The following is a 13,115-nucleotide window of genomic DNA, read 5'->3' as shown; positions in this document are numbered from 1 at the left end:
CGTCCGATGATCACCATGATCGCCCGGAGGAGCCGCGATGCGTGTCGCCCTGTTCCTGACCTGCGTCAACGACACGCTGTATCCGGACACCGGCCGTGCCGTCGTGGACCTGCTGACCCGGCTCGGCGTCGAGGTCGACTTCCCGGCGGGCCAGACCTGTTGCGGACAGGCCCACTACAACACGGGGTACCGGCACGAGGCGGAGCCCCTGGCCCGGCGCTTCGGCGAGGTCTTCGCGGGCTACGAGGCGATCGTGACGCCGTCGGGGTCGTGCGGCGCGATGGTGCGGGAGCTTTACCCGCGCATGGGCGAACGATCCCGGGCCGAGGGCCGCGGGGACGGCCTCGCCGCCGCCCTGGCGCCGGTGGTGCCGAAGACGTACGAGCTGACCGAGTTCCTGGTGGACGTGCTGGGGGTGACGGACGTGGGCGCGTACTACCCGCACACCGTCACGTACCACCCGACCTGCCACGGTCTGCGTTCCCTGGGTCTCGGCGACCGGCCGCTCAGGCTGTTGCGGGCGGTGAAGGGGCTGGAGCTGGTGGAGCTGCCGGGCGCGGAGGAGTGCTGCGGTTTCGGCGGCACGTTCGCCGTGAAGAACGCGGACGTGTCCGCGGCGATGGGTGCGGACAAGGTGCGCAACGCCGAGTCGACGGGCGCCGAGGTGCTGTGCGCGGCGGACAACTCGTGTCTGATGCACATCGGCGGGACCATGGCGCGGCTGCGGACGGCCCTGCGGCCGGTGCACATCGCGGAGATCCTGGCGAGCACGGAGGAGAGGGTGGACGTATGAGCGGGACGTTCGTCGGCATGCCGGCCTTTCCCGAGGCGGCGCGGGAGGCCGTGCGCGACACGACGCTGCGCGGCAACCTGCGCCACGCCACCCACACCATCCGGGACAAGCGGGCCCGCGCGGTCGCGGAACTGGACGACTGGGCGGCGCTGCGGGAGGCCGGCAAGCAGATCAAGGTCCACACGCTGCGCCATCTCGACCGGTACCTGGTCCAGTTGGAGGAGTCGGTCACGGCGGCCGGCGGGACCGTGCACTGGGCCGCCGACGCCGACGAGGCCAACGCGATCGTCGCCCGGCTGGTCGAGGAGACCGGCGAGAGCGAGGTCGTCAAGGTCAAGTCCATGGCCACCCAGGAGACCGGGCTCAACGAGGCCCTGGAGGCCGAGGGCATCCGCGCCTACGAGACCGACCTCGCCGAGCTGATCGTGCAGTTGGGCAAGGACCGGCCCTCGCACATCCTGGTGCCGGCCGTCCACCGCAACCGGGGCGAGATCCGGGACATCTTCCGCGCCGAGATGGGCGAGTGGGGGCGTCCGGCGCCCGAGGGGCTCACCGACACACCGGCCGAACTCGCCGAGGCGGCCCGGCTGCACCTGCGGGAGAAGTTCCTGCGGGCCAAGGTCGGCGTCTCCGGCGCCAACTTCATGGTCGCCGAGACCGGCACGCTGGTGGTCGTGGAGTCCGAGGGCAACGGACGGATGTGCCTGACCCTGCCGGAAACGCTGATCTCCGTCGTCGGCATCGAGAAGACCGTCCCCACCTGGCGGGACCTGGAAGTCTTCCTCCAGACCCTCCCCCGCTCCTCCACCGCCGAACGCATGAACCCCTACACCTCCATGTGGACCGGCACCACCGACGACGACGGCCCGCAGAACTTCCACCTCGTCCTCCTCGACAACGGCCGCACCGACACCCTCGCCGACGAGATCGGCCGCCAGGCCCTGCGCTGCATCCGCTGCTCCGCCTGCCTCAACGTCTGCCCCGTCTACGAACGCGCCGGCGGCCACGCCTACGGCTCCGTCTACCCCGGCCCCATCGGCGCCATCCTCAGCCCCCAACTGCGGGGTACGGGCAGCGAGATCGACGCCTCGCTGCCGTACGCCTCCTCCCTCTGCGGCGCCTGCTACGAGGTGTGCCCCGTCGCCATCGACATCCCCGAGGTGCTCGTGCATCTGCGGGAGCGGGTGGTGCAGGGCGGGCCTGCCGTCCGCAACGGCAACCGGGTGCTGCTCAAGCCTGCCAAGGGACACGCTGCCGAGCGGGCCGCGATGCGGGCGGCGCAGTGGGCGTTCGCGCACCCGGGCGTGCTGCGGACGGGCCAGCGGCTCGCCTCGCGCACCCGGCGGCTGCATCCGCGGACGCTGCCCGGTCCGGGCCGGGCGTGGACCGGCAGCCGGGACCTGCCGGCGGTACCGGCGGAACCGTTCCGCGACTGGTGGCAGCGCACGCGTGGCGGCAAGGAGGGGGCCGAGTGAGCAGCAGGGAACGCGTACTGGGCCGGGTGCGGCGCGCGCTGGCCGACGTACCGGGCGACGAGCCGCCGTACGAGGAGGCGGTCGCACGGGACTATCTGCGTGCGCACGGGCGGCGCAGCGTCGAGCAGACGGTGGAGCTGCTCGCGGAGAACCTGGCGGACTACCGGGCGGTCGTGCACCGGTGCGCGGACGGGGAGTTGGCCGGGCTGCTCGCCCGTCTCCTGTCGGAGCACGGTGCGCGGAGTGTGGTGGTCCCGGCCGGGTTGCCGCCGGAGTGGATGTCGGCCGCCGATCCCACGCGGGTGCACGACCGGGCGGTGAACACCGCGCATGAACTCGACCGGGTCGACAGCGTCGTCACCGGCTGCGCCGTCGCCGTGGCCGAGACCGGCACCATCGTCCTGGACGGCTCCCCCGACCAGGGCCGGCGCCGTATCACCCTCGTCCCCGACCATCACATCTGCGTCGTACGCGTCCCCGACCAGGTGGTGTCCTCGGTGCCCGAGGCGCTCGAACGCCTTGATCCCGCACGGCCGTTGACGTGGATCTCCGGTCCCTCCGCGACCAGTGACATCGAGTTGGACCGGGTCGAGGGCGTGCACGGCCCGCGCACCCTGGAGGTCGTCCTGCTGAGCGGCTCCTGACCCTGCCGGGGTGTCGCTGAGTACACCCCCCGATACGGGTTCTGCGCCCAGTGTCGCCGCGCCCCGCGCTCCGTAGCGTCTTGGACGAGGCACCGCACAGGGCGTGCCGCACGGAGGGTGATGACGATGTTCCGCACCGGCGCACGAGGCAAGCACGCACCCGGACCGTCCCCGGAGGCGCTGCGGCTGGTCAAGGTCACCAAGACCTACGGCACCGCCGAGAACGCCGTGACGGCGCTGGACGGGGTGACGCTGAGCCTGGGGCGCGCCACGTTCACGGCGGTGATGGGGCCGTCGGGCTCGGGCAAGTCCACGCTGCTCCAGTGCGCGGCGGGCCTGGACCGGCCGGACGCCGGCATCGTGTGCGTGGACGGCACGGAGCTGACGGGCGGCGGTGAGGCGGAGCTGACGAGGTTCCGGCGCGGCCGGGTCGGGTTCGTGTTCCAGCAGTACAACCTGCTGGACACGCTGACGGTGGCGCAGAACGCCGTGCTGCCGCTGAGGCTCGCCGGGCGGCGGGTGGACCGGAAGCGGGCGCGGGAGATCCTCACCGCGGTCGGTCTCGGCGACCGGCTCGGACACCGTCCCGATCAGCTCTCGGGCGGTCAGCGGCAGCGGGTGGCGATCGCCCGGGCGCTGGTCACCGAGCCCCGGGTGATCTTCGCGGACGAGCCGACGGGGGCGCTGGACACGCGCAGCGCGCGGCAGGTGCTGCTGCTGTTGCAGGAGGCGGTGCGGGTCCACGGGCGGACCGTGGTGATGGTGACGCACGACCCGGTCGCCGCCTCGTACGCGGACGCGGTGGTCTTCCTCGCCGACGGCCGGCTCGCGGGCCGGATGGACGCGCCGACGCCGGACGCGGTGGCGGAGCGGCTGGCGCACCTGGGCGACGACGTGCCGGCGGGGGTGTGAGCGATGTTCGTACTGGCTCTGCGGTCGATCCGGCGCCGTCCCGGGCGGTTCCTCGCGACGCTGCTGTCCGCCTTCCTGGGGGCGGCGCTCATCATGACGTTCAACTCGATGCACGACACGGCCGGCCGGCCCGGCGTCGACTCCGTCAGCTCGGAGACGCTGGGCACGGCCGCGGGGGTGGTCGGGGGGTACGGGACCCTGCTGGTGTTCTTCGCGGTGGCCTCCACGCTGACGGTCAACGTGCGTCAGCGCACCGCCGAGCTGGAGCTGCTGCGCTGCTCGGGGGCGACCCCGGCCCAGCTCACGCGGATGGTCGTCGGTGAGGCGGTGGCCGTGGCGCTGGTGGGCGCGCTGCTGGCCATCGGCCCGGCGATGCTCGGCGGGCGGGCGCTGCTCGACATGTTCCAGGACAGCGGTCAGGTGGCGCGGTCCGTGGACCACTCCTTCGGTCCGGTGGCGCTGCTCAGCGGCGTGGACATCACCCTGCTGGCCTCGGCCGGCGCCGCGTTCCTGGCGGTGCGGCGGGTGACGCGGGGCGGCCGGGAACGGGCCGGCGCGAAGCGGTTCCTGGCGGGTGCGGCGCTGGTCACCGGCGCCCTCGGTGCCTGCTCGACCTTCCTGTTCTCCGCGACGGACGAGGCGCTGATGGCGGCGCCGGCCTACGGGGCGATCCTGCTGTCGGTCGGCTTCGCGCTGCTGTCGCCGAAGCTGCTGAAGGGCGTCCTGGACCGGCTGCCGCTGAGCGGTGCGAGCGGCTGGCTGGCCGTGCGCAATCTGCGCGAGCGGGCCCCGCACCTCGCGGGCGTCCTCGTCTCGCTGATCATGTTCACGGCCGTGTCGACGGCGACGCTCACGATGCAGGCGGTGGAGAGCGACGCGGTGAAGGCGTCGGGACTGGTCAAGTCGGTCGACGCCAAGAACCTGGAGACGCTCAACCTCACGGTGGTCGGCATCATCGCGGTCTTCGTCTGCGTGATGCTGGTCAACTCCCTGTACGCGGCGACGACGTACCGCTCCCGTGAGTTCGGGCAGCAGCGGCTGGCGGGGGCGACGCCGGGGCAGGTGCTGGCGACGGTCGGCACCGAGGGCGTGATCCTCACCGTCACCGGCGTGTTCCTCGGCACGGTGGCCGCGCTGGCCGGGGTGGTCCCCTTCACCGTCGTCCGCACCGACGCGGTGCTGCCGGACCGGTTCATCGGCGTGTGGCTCGCCATGACGGCGGTCTCGGCGGCGGTGACGCTGGGGACGAGTCTGGCGACGGCACGGCGAGTGCTGCGGACACCGGCGGTGGGGGCGGTGACGGTGGCCGCGTGAGACGGCCGGCGGCGCCGGGGACACCTGTGGAGCGGGTGTCCCCGGCATCGCTTTTCGCGTGACAGCGATGCTGAACAAGCGCTTAGATATAGGTCGCATACCCTGTCCCGAGCTGGAGGCCCCCGGTGTTCACTTCCGTCGACGACGTCTCCGCCCGGCTCGCCGCGACCGGTTATCTGGCGTCACCCGCGGTCGCCACGACCGTCTTCCTCGCCGACCGGCTCGGCAAGCCGCTGCTGGTCGAGGGCCCCGCCGGGGTCGGCAAGACCGAGCTGGCCAAGGCCGTCGCCGCGGTCGCCGACGCCCGGCTGGTGCGGCTCCAGTGCTACGAGGGCGTGGACGAGTCCCGCGCGCTGTACGAGTGGAACCACGCCAAGCAGCTGCTGCGCATCAGCGCCGGCCGCGACGAGAGCTGGGACGAGACCCGGACCGACATCTTCAGCGAGGAGTTCCTGCTCACCCGGCCGCTGCTCACCGCCATCCGCGGCGACGAGCCGAAGGTGCTGCTGATCGACGAGACCGACAAGGCGGACGTCGAGGTGGAGGGCCTGCTCCTGGAGGTGCTCAGCGACTTCCAGGTCACCGTCCCTGAGCTGGGCACCATCACCGCGACCCGCAGGCCCTTCGTCGTGCTCACCTCGAACGCGAGCCGTGAACTGTCCGAGGCGCTGCGCCGGCGCTGCCTGTTCCTGCACATCGGTTTCCCCGAGGAGGAGCTGGAGCGGCGGATCGTCCGGCTGAAGGTGCCCGGGCTCGACGAGGCGCTGGCCGCGTCCCTGGTGCGGGTGGTGGGCGCGCTGCGCGCCATGGACCTGCGGAAGCTGCCGTCGGTCGCCGAGACCATCGACTGGGCCCGCACCCTGCTGGCGCTCGGCACCGGCAGCCTCGACGAGGAGATCGTGCGGGCCACTCTCGGCGTCGTCCTCAAGCACCACGACGATGTGCAGAAGGCGGCGGCCAAGCTCGACCTGGACGCGCTGTGACCACCGGCGGCGCGGGCGTCACCGAACGGCTGACCTCCCTGGTCGCCGCGCTGCGCGCGCACGGCATCCGGATCGGCACCGGCGAGAGCGTGGACGCGGCACGGGCCGTCGAGGCGCTCGGCCTCGCGGACCGGGAACTGCTGCGGGAGGGCCTGGCGGCGACGCTGCTGCACACCTCCGCCCAGCGCGCGGTGTTCGACCCGGTCTTCGACCTGTACTTCCCGCGCCGGGCCGGCGGCCCGGAGTCCGGACCGGCCGGGCGGGAAGAGCTGAGGGACCGGATCGCCGCCGCGCTCGCGGCCGGCGACCGGGCGCTGCTGGAGCGGCTGGCCGCGGAGGCGGTCGAGGGCTTCGGCCGGTACGGCTCCCCCGGAGCCCCGGGCTCTTCCGGCTCTCCTTCGGGCCCTTCCAGCGGCTCGGACGGCTGGTCCTCGCATCAGACGCTCGACCGGCTGCGGCCGCAGACCCTGCTCGCCCGGGTCCGCGACGGCATCCGGGCGCGCGACGGCGCCCCGGACTTCACCGACCGGCTGCTGGAGGACGAGATCCGGCGCCGGATCGAGGAGTTCCGGCGGATGGTGGCGTCGGAGGCACGGCGCCGGGTCGCCGAGCGGCGCGGCCGGGACGAGATCGCCCGGCGGGCGGTGGCCACGACCCCCGACCGCGTCGACTTCCTGCTCCTCGGCAAGGACCGGCTGGCGGAGCTGCGCCGGACCGTGCAGCCGCTGGCCCGCAAGCTCGCCACCCGGCTCGCGGCCCGTCGGCGGCGGGCCTCCCGCGGCAGCATCGACCTGCGGCGCACCCTGCGCGGCTCGCTGTCCACGGGCGGGGTGCCGATGCGGCCGGTCCTGCGCAGACGGCGTCCGGCGCGGCCCGAACTGGTGCTGCTGTGCGATGTGTCGGGGTCGGTGGCGGGATTCTCGGACTTCACGATGCTGCTGGTGCAGGCGCTGCACGACCAGTTCAGCAAGGTGCGGGTCTTCGCGTTCGTCAACCGGGTCGACGAGGTGACCGGGCTGCTCGTGCACGGCGCCGCCGACCCGGAGAGGCTCGGCGCCCGCATCGACGAGGAGGCGACGCTCACCGCCTGGCACGGCAGCAGCGACTACGGGGTCGCCCTCGGCGAGTTCGCGGAGCGCTACGGCGACGCGGTGGGCCCGCGCACGACCGTGTTCGTGCTGGGGGACGCCCGGACCAACATGGGCGACCCCAATCTCGCCGCCGTGCGGGAGATCGCCGGGCGGGCCCGCAGGGTGTACTGGCTCAACCCCGAGCAGCGCTCCCGCTGGGGCACCGGCGACTCCGCGGCACCCGAGTACGCCGAGCTGGTGGAGATGCACGAGTGCCGCAACGCCCGCCAGCTCGGCGCCCTGGTGACCCGGCTGCTGCCGGTGTGACGCGCAGGGTCAAGTCCCCGGTCAGTCGGCCTTGGCGTACTCCTTCGCCATGGCCCCGGCGAAGTCGTACACCACGCACTGCTCGTCGCCGACGACCCAGGCATCGTGCCCGGGCGAGCAGACGAAGACGTCGCCGGGACCCACCTCGCTCTCGGCGCCGTCCTCGTCCATGCGGACGCACATCCGTCCCTGCACCACGTAGCAGTTGTGGTGGATCATGCAGCTGTCGGTGCCCGCGATGGGTGCCACGGACTCCGACCAGCGCCAGCCCGGTTCGAAGGTGGCGACGGCGAAGTCGAGCCCTTCCATGTGCACGGCCTCGAGGTGCCCCCGGGGGAAATCGCGCCGCTCGTCCGGCTTGTCGAGCGTCTTGGCCTCGAACATGACGCTCCTCCTTTCCCTGCCCCCGCACTCCATCGTCCGCCTGTCAAGTCGCAGGCGCCATCCGGGGGACGCCGGGGTTCAGCCGCCGGTGCCGCAGAGTCGGGCGAAGCGTTCGGCGTCGACGTTGCCGCCGGAGAGGATCGCGCCGACCCGGCGGGGCGGGGGCCCGGCGCGGCCGGTGAGCAGGGCGGCCAGCGGGGTGGCGCCGCTCGGTTCCAGGACGATCTTCAGCCGCTCGAACGCGAACCGCATGGCGTCCCGGATCTCGTCGTCGGAGACCAGCACGATCCCGTCGACGAGCCGCCGGTTGAGGGAGAACGTCAGCTCGCCGGGGGTGTGCAGGGCCTGGCCGTCGGCGATGGTGTGCGGCACGGGGACGGCGACGCGCCGGCCGGCCTCCAGGGAGCGCTTGGTGTCGTCGCCGGCCTCCGGTTCGACGCCGAGCACCCGGGTGCCGGCGCCCGGGCCCTTGATCGCGGTGGCGCTGCCGGCGATCAGTCCGCCGCCGCCGACCGGGACGACCAGGGCGTCCAGCTCCCCGGTCTCCTCGATCAGTTCGAGGGCGGCGGTGCCCTGTCCGGCGATGACGTGCGGGTGTTCGTAGGGCGGGATCAGGGTGAGGCCGCGCTCGGCGGCGAGGGCCTCGGCGATCGCGACGCGGTCGCCGGTGTAGCGGTCGTAGGTGACGATCTCGGCGCCGTAGCCCTCCGTGGCCGCCCGCTTGGACGGCGGGGCGTCCTCGGGCATGACGATGACGGCGGTGGTGCCGAGCTCACGGGCGGCGAGGGCGACGGCCTGCGCGTGGTTCCCGGACGAGTAGGCGGCGATGCCCCGGGCCCGCTCCTCGGGGGTGAGGCGGGAGGCCGCGTTGTACGCGCCGCGGAACTTGAAGGCGCCCACGCGCTGGAAGTTCTCGCACTTGAGATGGACCTCGGCGCCGACGAGGGCGTCCAGCGTGCGCGAGCGCAGCACGGGGGTGCGGTGGGCGACGCCCTTGAGCCGGGCGGCTGCGGAGCGGACGTCGTCGAGGGTGACCGGCGGGGTCGTGGTCGTCACGCGTGTCCTCCAGCGGGGTCGGTGCCGGCGGCGGGGCCGGCCGTGGAGCGGGCCTGGGAGAGGTAGTTGTAGGCGGAGGCCCGGGAGATGCCGAGCCGGGCGGCGACCTGCTCGACCGAGCGGCGCACGGCGAACACCCCGCGCCCGTCCAGGTCGCGGAAGAGTTCGAGGCGCTGGGCGCGGTCCAGCGCCGACCAGTTCCGGTCCCGGCGCAGCGGGTGGGCGTCCACGATGGCGTCGACCACGGCGTCGATGTCGTCGCCGAACGTGGTCACCGGCGGGTCGGCGGGGAGGCCGGCGGTGCCGGCCAGGGCACCGAGGAGGGCGTGGGCCCGGTCGACGGCCGTCACGTCCAGGTTGACGCACAGGGCACCGAACACGGCCCCCGTGGAGTCGCGCAGGACCATCGTGGAGGACTTCAGCAGGGTGCCGTCGCCGGTGCGCGTGACGTAGTTCAGCTCGTCCCGCGCCTCGTCGCCACGGGCCCGCACGCGCATGCCGATCTCGCTCATCGCCCCGCCCACCGTCCGTCCGGTCAGTGAGCCGGCGACGGCGACGACCGACCGGTCGGGGTGCCGGTAGTCGTGCAGCACGACTTCGCAGAGCGGGCCGAACGTCGCCGCGATGCCTTCCACCACGGGGCGCAACGCGGCCAGCACGGCGTTCCGTTCGGCGTCCGTGGACGGTGCGTTCATCCAGGGCCTCCCCCCACTCGGTCCAGCCGAGCCCTGAGACTACACGTCCAGCTCTGGACTGTCGGTCCAAGACACCTGGCGCACCCCCGCGCCACCCCCGCTCCTCGCACCTCCCCTGTTGACATCCGCCCCCGATCTGATCATGATTCTACTAATGAATTAATGAAAGCATGGAAGGTGACGTGGTCGAGTACCGGATCGATCGGCAGAGCGGCATTCCGGCCTACATACAGATCGTGCGGCAGACCGAACAGGCACTCCGGATGGGTGTGCTGCGGGTCGGGGACAAGCTCCCGACGGCCAGGGAGGTCGTCGCCGCCACCGCCATCAACCCCAACACCGTCTTCCGGGCCTACCGGGACATGGAGCAGGCCGGACTGGTGCAGTCGCGGCGCGGGCTCGGGACCTTCGTGACGCGGTCGCTGGCGCGGCCCGGCGCGGAGGACGACTCGCCGCTGCGTGCAGAGCTCACCGAGTGGGTGGCACGAGCCCGTTCGGCCGGGCTGGAACGCGACGACGTGATGGCACTCGTCACGGCGGCGCTCGATGAACACGAACACCGACAAGAGCATGAGCAAGAGCAGGAGGAGGACGCATGACCGGGCCTGACGAGCCCGCCGCGCTGAGCGCCACGGACCTCGGGTTCCGTTACCGGGCGCGCGGCGGCTGGGCCCTGCGGGACTGTGGCTTCACGGTGCCCCGCGGCCGAATCACCGCCCTGGTCGGACGCAACGGCGCGGGCAAGAGCACGCTGCTGCACCTGGCCGGCGGGCTGCTGCGCCCCACCCGGGGCGCGATCCGGGCGCTGGGTACGGCCCCGGACACCGCCGGGGCACGCGCCCGGGTCGCCCTGGTGACCCAGGACAAGCCGCTCTACCCCCGCTTCACGGTGGCCGACACGCTGCGCATGGGCGCCAGGCTGAACCACGTGTGGGACGCCCCGGCCGCCGAACGGGCCGTCCGCGAGGGCGGCATCGCCCTCGCGGCGCGGGTGGGCGAGCTGTCGCCCGGGCAGCGCACCCGGGTGGCGCTCGCGCTCGCCCTCGGCAAGCGGCCCGAACTGCTGCTCCTCGACGAGCCGCTCGCCGACCTCGACCCCGTGGTGCGCGGCGAGATCATGGCGACGCTGATGGCCGAGGCGGCCGAGCGCGAGGTGAGCATCGTGCTCTCCTCGCACGTCCTGCCCGACCTGGAGCAGACCTGCGACTGGGTGGTGCTGCTGCGGGCCGGACGGGTCGCGCTGAGCGAGGACGCCGACGTGCTCCGCGAGGGCCACGCCCTGCTCACCGGACACATCGACGAGGAGTCCGCGCTGGACGGGCACACCGTCGTGCACCGCCGGGCACACGGACGGCAGCTGACCGCCCTGGTCCGGCGGCAGGGACCGCTCGGCGGTGACTGGTGCGTCGAGCACCCCGGCCTGGAGGAGATACTCCTCGGCCATCTGCGGTCCGGCGCGCAGGGCACGGCCGAGGACGCGAAGGAGGCGGCGTGAAGGGCTCGTTGTGGCTGGCGTGGCGTCAGCAGCGGGTGCTGGTGGTCTGCGGTGCCGCCGTCCTGGTGGCCGCGGCGGCGCTCGCCGCGTACTTCCGCTCGGGCATGCTCGACGACCTGCACAGCGGCGTGTTCGACCACTGCGACCCCGGGCCGCTGTACTGCAGCGGCCCGGACGACGGACTCCCCCGGTTCCTGGACGTCGAACCGCTGAAGCTCCTCGGGGCGCTCAACATCGCCCTGCCCGTGCTGATCGGCATGTTCTGGGGAGCGCCGCTGCTGGGGCGGGACCGGGAGCTGGGCACCCACCGGCTGGTCCTGTCGCAGGGGGTGAGCCGGGCCCAGTGGTTCGCCTCCCGGTTCGCGCTGGCGGCGGTCTGCACCGTGGCCCTCTCCGGCGCCCTGGCCCTGCTGTTCCGCTGGTGGTGGGACCCGGCCGCCAACCGCAGCTACGGCGTCTTCTGGTACGAGGCCACCGCCCTGACCGGCTCCGGCCCCAGCACGGTCGCCGCCGCGCTGTTCGGTCTCGCCGCCGGGACGCTGGCCGGGCTGCTCACCCGCCGGGTGCTGTCCGCGATGGCGTGGACGCTGCTCGTCACGTCGGCGGTGGCGGTCCTGGTGCAGTGGACGCACCGGGCGCGGCTGCTGGTGCCGCCCGAGCGGTACGTCAGCTCCGGCTGGCAGCCCAAGCCGGCCATGGGTGAGAAGTGGTCCACCGGGCACTACGGTCTCGTCACCGCGTCCGGCGGCCGTGAGGACGTGCTGAACTGTCCCTTCCCGTCCGGCGGCGAGCTGCGCCGTTGCATGGCCGAGCACGGCTATGCGGCCCGCTTCTACGAGGCCAACCCGGCCGGCGACTACTGGACGTTCCAGTGGATCGACACGGCCCTCCTCGGCGGCCTCGCCCTCGGGCTCACCGTCGCCGTGGTCCTGCTGCTGCGCCGCCGGGTCTGACCCGGACCCCGGCGCCCCGTCTTCCCCGTCCCCCACCTCGTACGGAGGTCGATCCGTCATGCCCAAGGACGCCAAGTCCCCCAAGAAACTGCGCAGCAACCGCGCCGCGCTCACCCACAAGGTGGGCTACGCGCTGCGCCATCCCGAGCGCGTCGCGCCCTACGTCCGCCGGGCCGGCCGTGACGCGTGGCTGCGGCTCAAGCACCCCGACCACGTCGGCTACTACCGGGCGGTGATGGCGTCCGACACCCGCCGCAACCCGGAGGCCGCGGTCGGCAGCCGGACCCACGACCGCTGGCTGGCGCTCGGGCAGATGCAGTTCGACTACCTGCTCGAGCACGGGCTGCGCCCCGAACACCGCATGCTCGACATCGGCTGCGGCAATCTGCGCGGCGGCTGGCGCTTCATCGACCACCTCGACAGCGGCAACTACTACGGCATCGACATCTCGCCGGACATCCTGATCGCCGCCAAGAGGACGCTCACCGAGCGCGGCCTCCAGGGGAAGCTGCCCCACCTGACCATCACCGGCGACCTCACACTGGACTTCCTGCCCGACGACCACTTCGACGTCGTCCACGCCCACAGCGTCTTCTCGCACTCGCCGCTGCACGTCATCGAGGAGTGCCTCGCGCACGTGGGCCGGGTCCTGACCGGCACCGGGTTCTTCGACTTCACCTTCGACCGGACCGAGGGCACCGAACACCAGGTGCTGGGCGAGGACTACTACTACCGCACCGAGACCCTGCTCCGGCTGGCCCGCAGGCACGGTCTGCACGCGCGGTTCATGGAGGACTGGGAGAAGCGGCCGCACGGCCAGTCGAAGATCCGCGTCAGCCGCGCACCCCTGCCCGCCTAGTCCGTCCGCCCCCGCGGCCGTGGTACCGGACCGACGGTCCCGCGCTACGGCCGCGGACGGGTGCGCCGCCAGGCGGGCCGGGCGGCGTGCACGGTGCCGTCCGGGGTGCGGACCACGTCGTAGAAGTCACCGCCGAGCAGGGCGCGGGAGCGGCC

General features: G+C 73.1%; 14 protein-coding genes. 11 read left to right on the top strand and 3 right to left on the bottom strand.

Annotation, left to right across the window (positions count from 1 at the left end; genetic code table 11):
• The first annotated feature begins 37 nt into the window (after nt 1–37).
• The 7 genes from AB0E77_RS27785 to AB0E77_RS27755 all read left to right on the top strand — a co-directional run bounded on the left by AB0E77_RS27785 (nt 38) and on the right by AB0E77_RS27755 (nt 7,518).
• Nucleotides 38–793, top strand: a complete 756-nt coding sequence (locus tag AB0E77_RS27785; protein WP_361575562.1) for a (Fe-S)-binding protein — start codon at nt 38–40, stop codon at nt 791–793.
• Entirely contained in the window at nt 790–2,268 is a 1,479-nt protein-coding gene (locus AB0E77_RS27780; protein ID WP_361575559.1) for a lactate utilization protein B, read from the top strand. Before AB0E77_RS27785 ends, AB0E77_RS27780 begins: the two co-directional genes overlap by 4 nt.
• Nucleotides 2,265–2,912, top strand: a complete 648-nt coding sequence (locus AB0E77_RS27775; protein WP_361575556.1) for a lactate utilization protein C — start codon at nt 2,265–2,267, stop codon at nt 2,910–2,912. The genes AB0E77_RS27780 and AB0E77_RS27775 overlap by 4 nt, the downstream gene beginning before the upstream one ends.
• 120 nt (nt 2,913–3,032) lie before the next feature.
• Nucleotides 3,033–3,824 (top strand): ABC transporter ATP-binding protein, encoded by a 792-nt coding sequence (locus AB0E77_RS27770; RefSeq protein ID WP_361575553.1) that lies wholly within the window; start codon nt 3,033–3,035, stop codon nt 3,822–3,824.
• A gap of 3 nt (nt 3,825–3,827) precedes the next feature.
• Nucleotides 3,828–5,138, top strand: a complete 1,311-nt coding sequence (locus AB0E77_RS27765; RefSeq protein ID WP_361575550.1) for an ABC transporter permease — start codon at nt 3,828–3,830, stop codon at nt 5,136–5,138.
• A gap of 125 nt (nt 5,139–5,263) precedes the next feature.
• On the top strand, nt 5,264–6,121 hold the full coding sequence (locus tag AB0E77_RS27760) for a MoxR family ATPase (RefSeq protein WP_361575547.1): 858 nt from the start codon (nt 5,264–5,266) through the stop codon (nt 6,119–6,121).
• Complete coding sequence (locus tag AB0E77_RS27755; RefSeq protein ID WP_361575544.1) at nt 6,118–7,518, top strand: VWA domain-containing protein; 1,401 nt, start codon at nt 6,118–6,120, stop codon at nt 7,516–7,518. Before AB0E77_RS27760 ends, AB0E77_RS27755 begins: the two co-directional genes overlap by 4 nt.
• 21 nt (nt 7,519–7,539) lie before the next feature.
• Here AB0E77_RS27755 and AB0E77_RS27750 read toward each other — a convergent pair whose 3' ends face one another.
• From AB0E77_RS27750 to AB0E77_RS27740, 3 genes are all read right to left on the bottom strand, one after another.
• Nucleotides 7,540–7,902: a cupin domain-containing protein gene (locus tag AB0E77_RS27750; RefSeq protein WP_361575541.1), complete on the bottom strand. Its 363-nt coding sequence runs from the start codon at nt 7,900–7,902 to the stop codon at nt 7,540–7,542.
• Between the two features lie 78 nt (nt 7,903–7,980).
• On the bottom strand, nt 7,981–8,958 hold the full coding sequence (locus AB0E77_RS27745; RefSeq protein ID WP_361575538.1) for a pyridoxal-phosphate dependent enzyme: 978 nt from the start codon (nt 8,956–8,958) through the stop codon (nt 7,981–7,983).
• Nucleotides 8,955–9,653: a PAS domain-containing protein gene (locus tag AB0E77_RS27740; RefSeq protein ID WP_361575535.1), complete on the bottom strand. Its 699-nt coding sequence runs from the start codon at nt 9,651–9,653 to the stop codon at nt 8,955–8,957. The genes AB0E77_RS27745 and AB0E77_RS27740 overlap by 4 nt, the downstream gene beginning before the upstream one ends.
• Before the next feature lie 170 nt (nt 9,654–9,823).
• Here AB0E77_RS27740 and AB0E77_RS27735 point away from each other — a divergent pair, with 170 nt between their 5' ends.
• From AB0E77_RS27735 to AB0E77_RS27720, 4 genes are read left to right on the top strand one after another with little or no spacing between them, the layout of a single operon-like run.
• On the top strand, nt 9,824–10,252 hold the full coding sequence (locus AB0E77_RS27735; protein WP_361575532.1) for a GntR family transcriptional regulator: 429 nt from the start codon (nt 9,824–9,826) through the stop codon (nt 10,250–10,252).
• Nucleotides 10,249–11,148 (top strand): ABC transporter ATP-binding protein, encoded by a 900-nt coding sequence (locus AB0E77_RS27730; RefSeq protein WP_361575529.1) that lies wholly within the window; start codon nt 10,249–10,251, stop codon nt 11,146–11,148. The genes AB0E77_RS27735 and AB0E77_RS27730 overlap by 4 nt, the downstream gene beginning before the upstream one ends.
• On the top strand, nt 11,145–12,101 hold the full coding sequence (locus AB0E77_RS27725) for a transporter (RefSeq protein ID WP_361575526.1): 957 nt from the start codon (nt 11,145–11,147) through the stop codon (nt 12,099–12,101). Before AB0E77_RS27730 ends, AB0E77_RS27725 begins: the two co-directional genes overlap by 4 nt.
• 58 nt (nt 12,102–12,159) lie before the next feature.
• Nucleotides 12,160–12,960 carry a class I SAM-dependent methyltransferase gene (locus AB0E77_RS27720; RefSeq protein WP_361575523.1) on the top strand — a complete coding sequence of 267 codons (801 nt, stop codon included), beginning with the start codon at nt 12,160–12,162 and terminating at the stop codon, nt 12,958–12,960.
• The last annotated feature ends 155 nt before the right edge of the window (nt 12,961–13,115 follow it).

It is taken from the genome of Streptomyces sp. NPDC032940, from assembly GCF_040636935.1.
In the GTDB taxonomy this organism is placed as follows: Bacteria; Actinomycetota; Actinomycetes; order Streptomycetales; family Streptomycetaceae; genus Streptomyces.
This window is presented reverse-complemented; position numbering and strand designations above follow the sequence as displayed.

Excerpts from the sequence above, each read along its gene's own strand:
- AB0E77_RS27740 (WP_361575535.1), bottom strand. The coding sequence starts at position 9,653 with ATGAACGCACCGTCCACGGACGCCGAACGGAACGCCGTGCTGGCCGCG.
- AB0E77_RS27750 (WP_361575541.1), bottom strand. The coding sequence starts at position 7,902 with ATGTTCGAGGCCAAGACGCTCGACAAGCCGGACGAGCGGCGCGATTTC.
- AB0E77_RS27720 (WP_361575523.1), top strand. The coding sequence starts at position 12,160 with ATGCCCAAGGACGCCAAGTCCCCCAAGAAACTGCGCAGCAACCGCGCC.
- AB0E77_RS27765 (WP_361575550.1), top strand. The coding sequence starts at position 3,828 with ATGTTCGTACTGGCTCTGCGGTCGATCCGGCGCCGTCCCGGGCGGTTC.
- AB0E77_RS27730 (WP_361575529.1), top strand. The coding sequence starts at position 10,249 with ATGACCGGGCCTGACGAGCCCGCCGCGCTGAGCGCCACGGACCTCGGG.
- AB0E77_RS27735 (WP_361575532.1), top strand. The coding sequence starts at position 9,824 with ATGGAAGGTGACGTGGTCGAGTACCGGATCGATCGGCAGAGCGGCATT.
- AB0E77_RS27780 (WP_361575559.1), top strand. The coding sequence starts at position 790 with ATGAGCGGGACGTTCGTCGGCATGCCGGCCTTTCCCGAGGCGGCGCGG.
- AB0E77_RS27770 (WP_361575553.1), top strand. The coding sequence starts at position 3,033 with ATGACGATGTTCCGCACCGGCGCACGAGGCAAGCACGCACCCGGACCG.
- AB0E77_RS27785 (WP_361575562.1), top strand. The coding sequence starts at position 38 with ATGCGTGTCGCCCTGTTCCTGACCTGCGTCAACGACACGCTGTATCCG.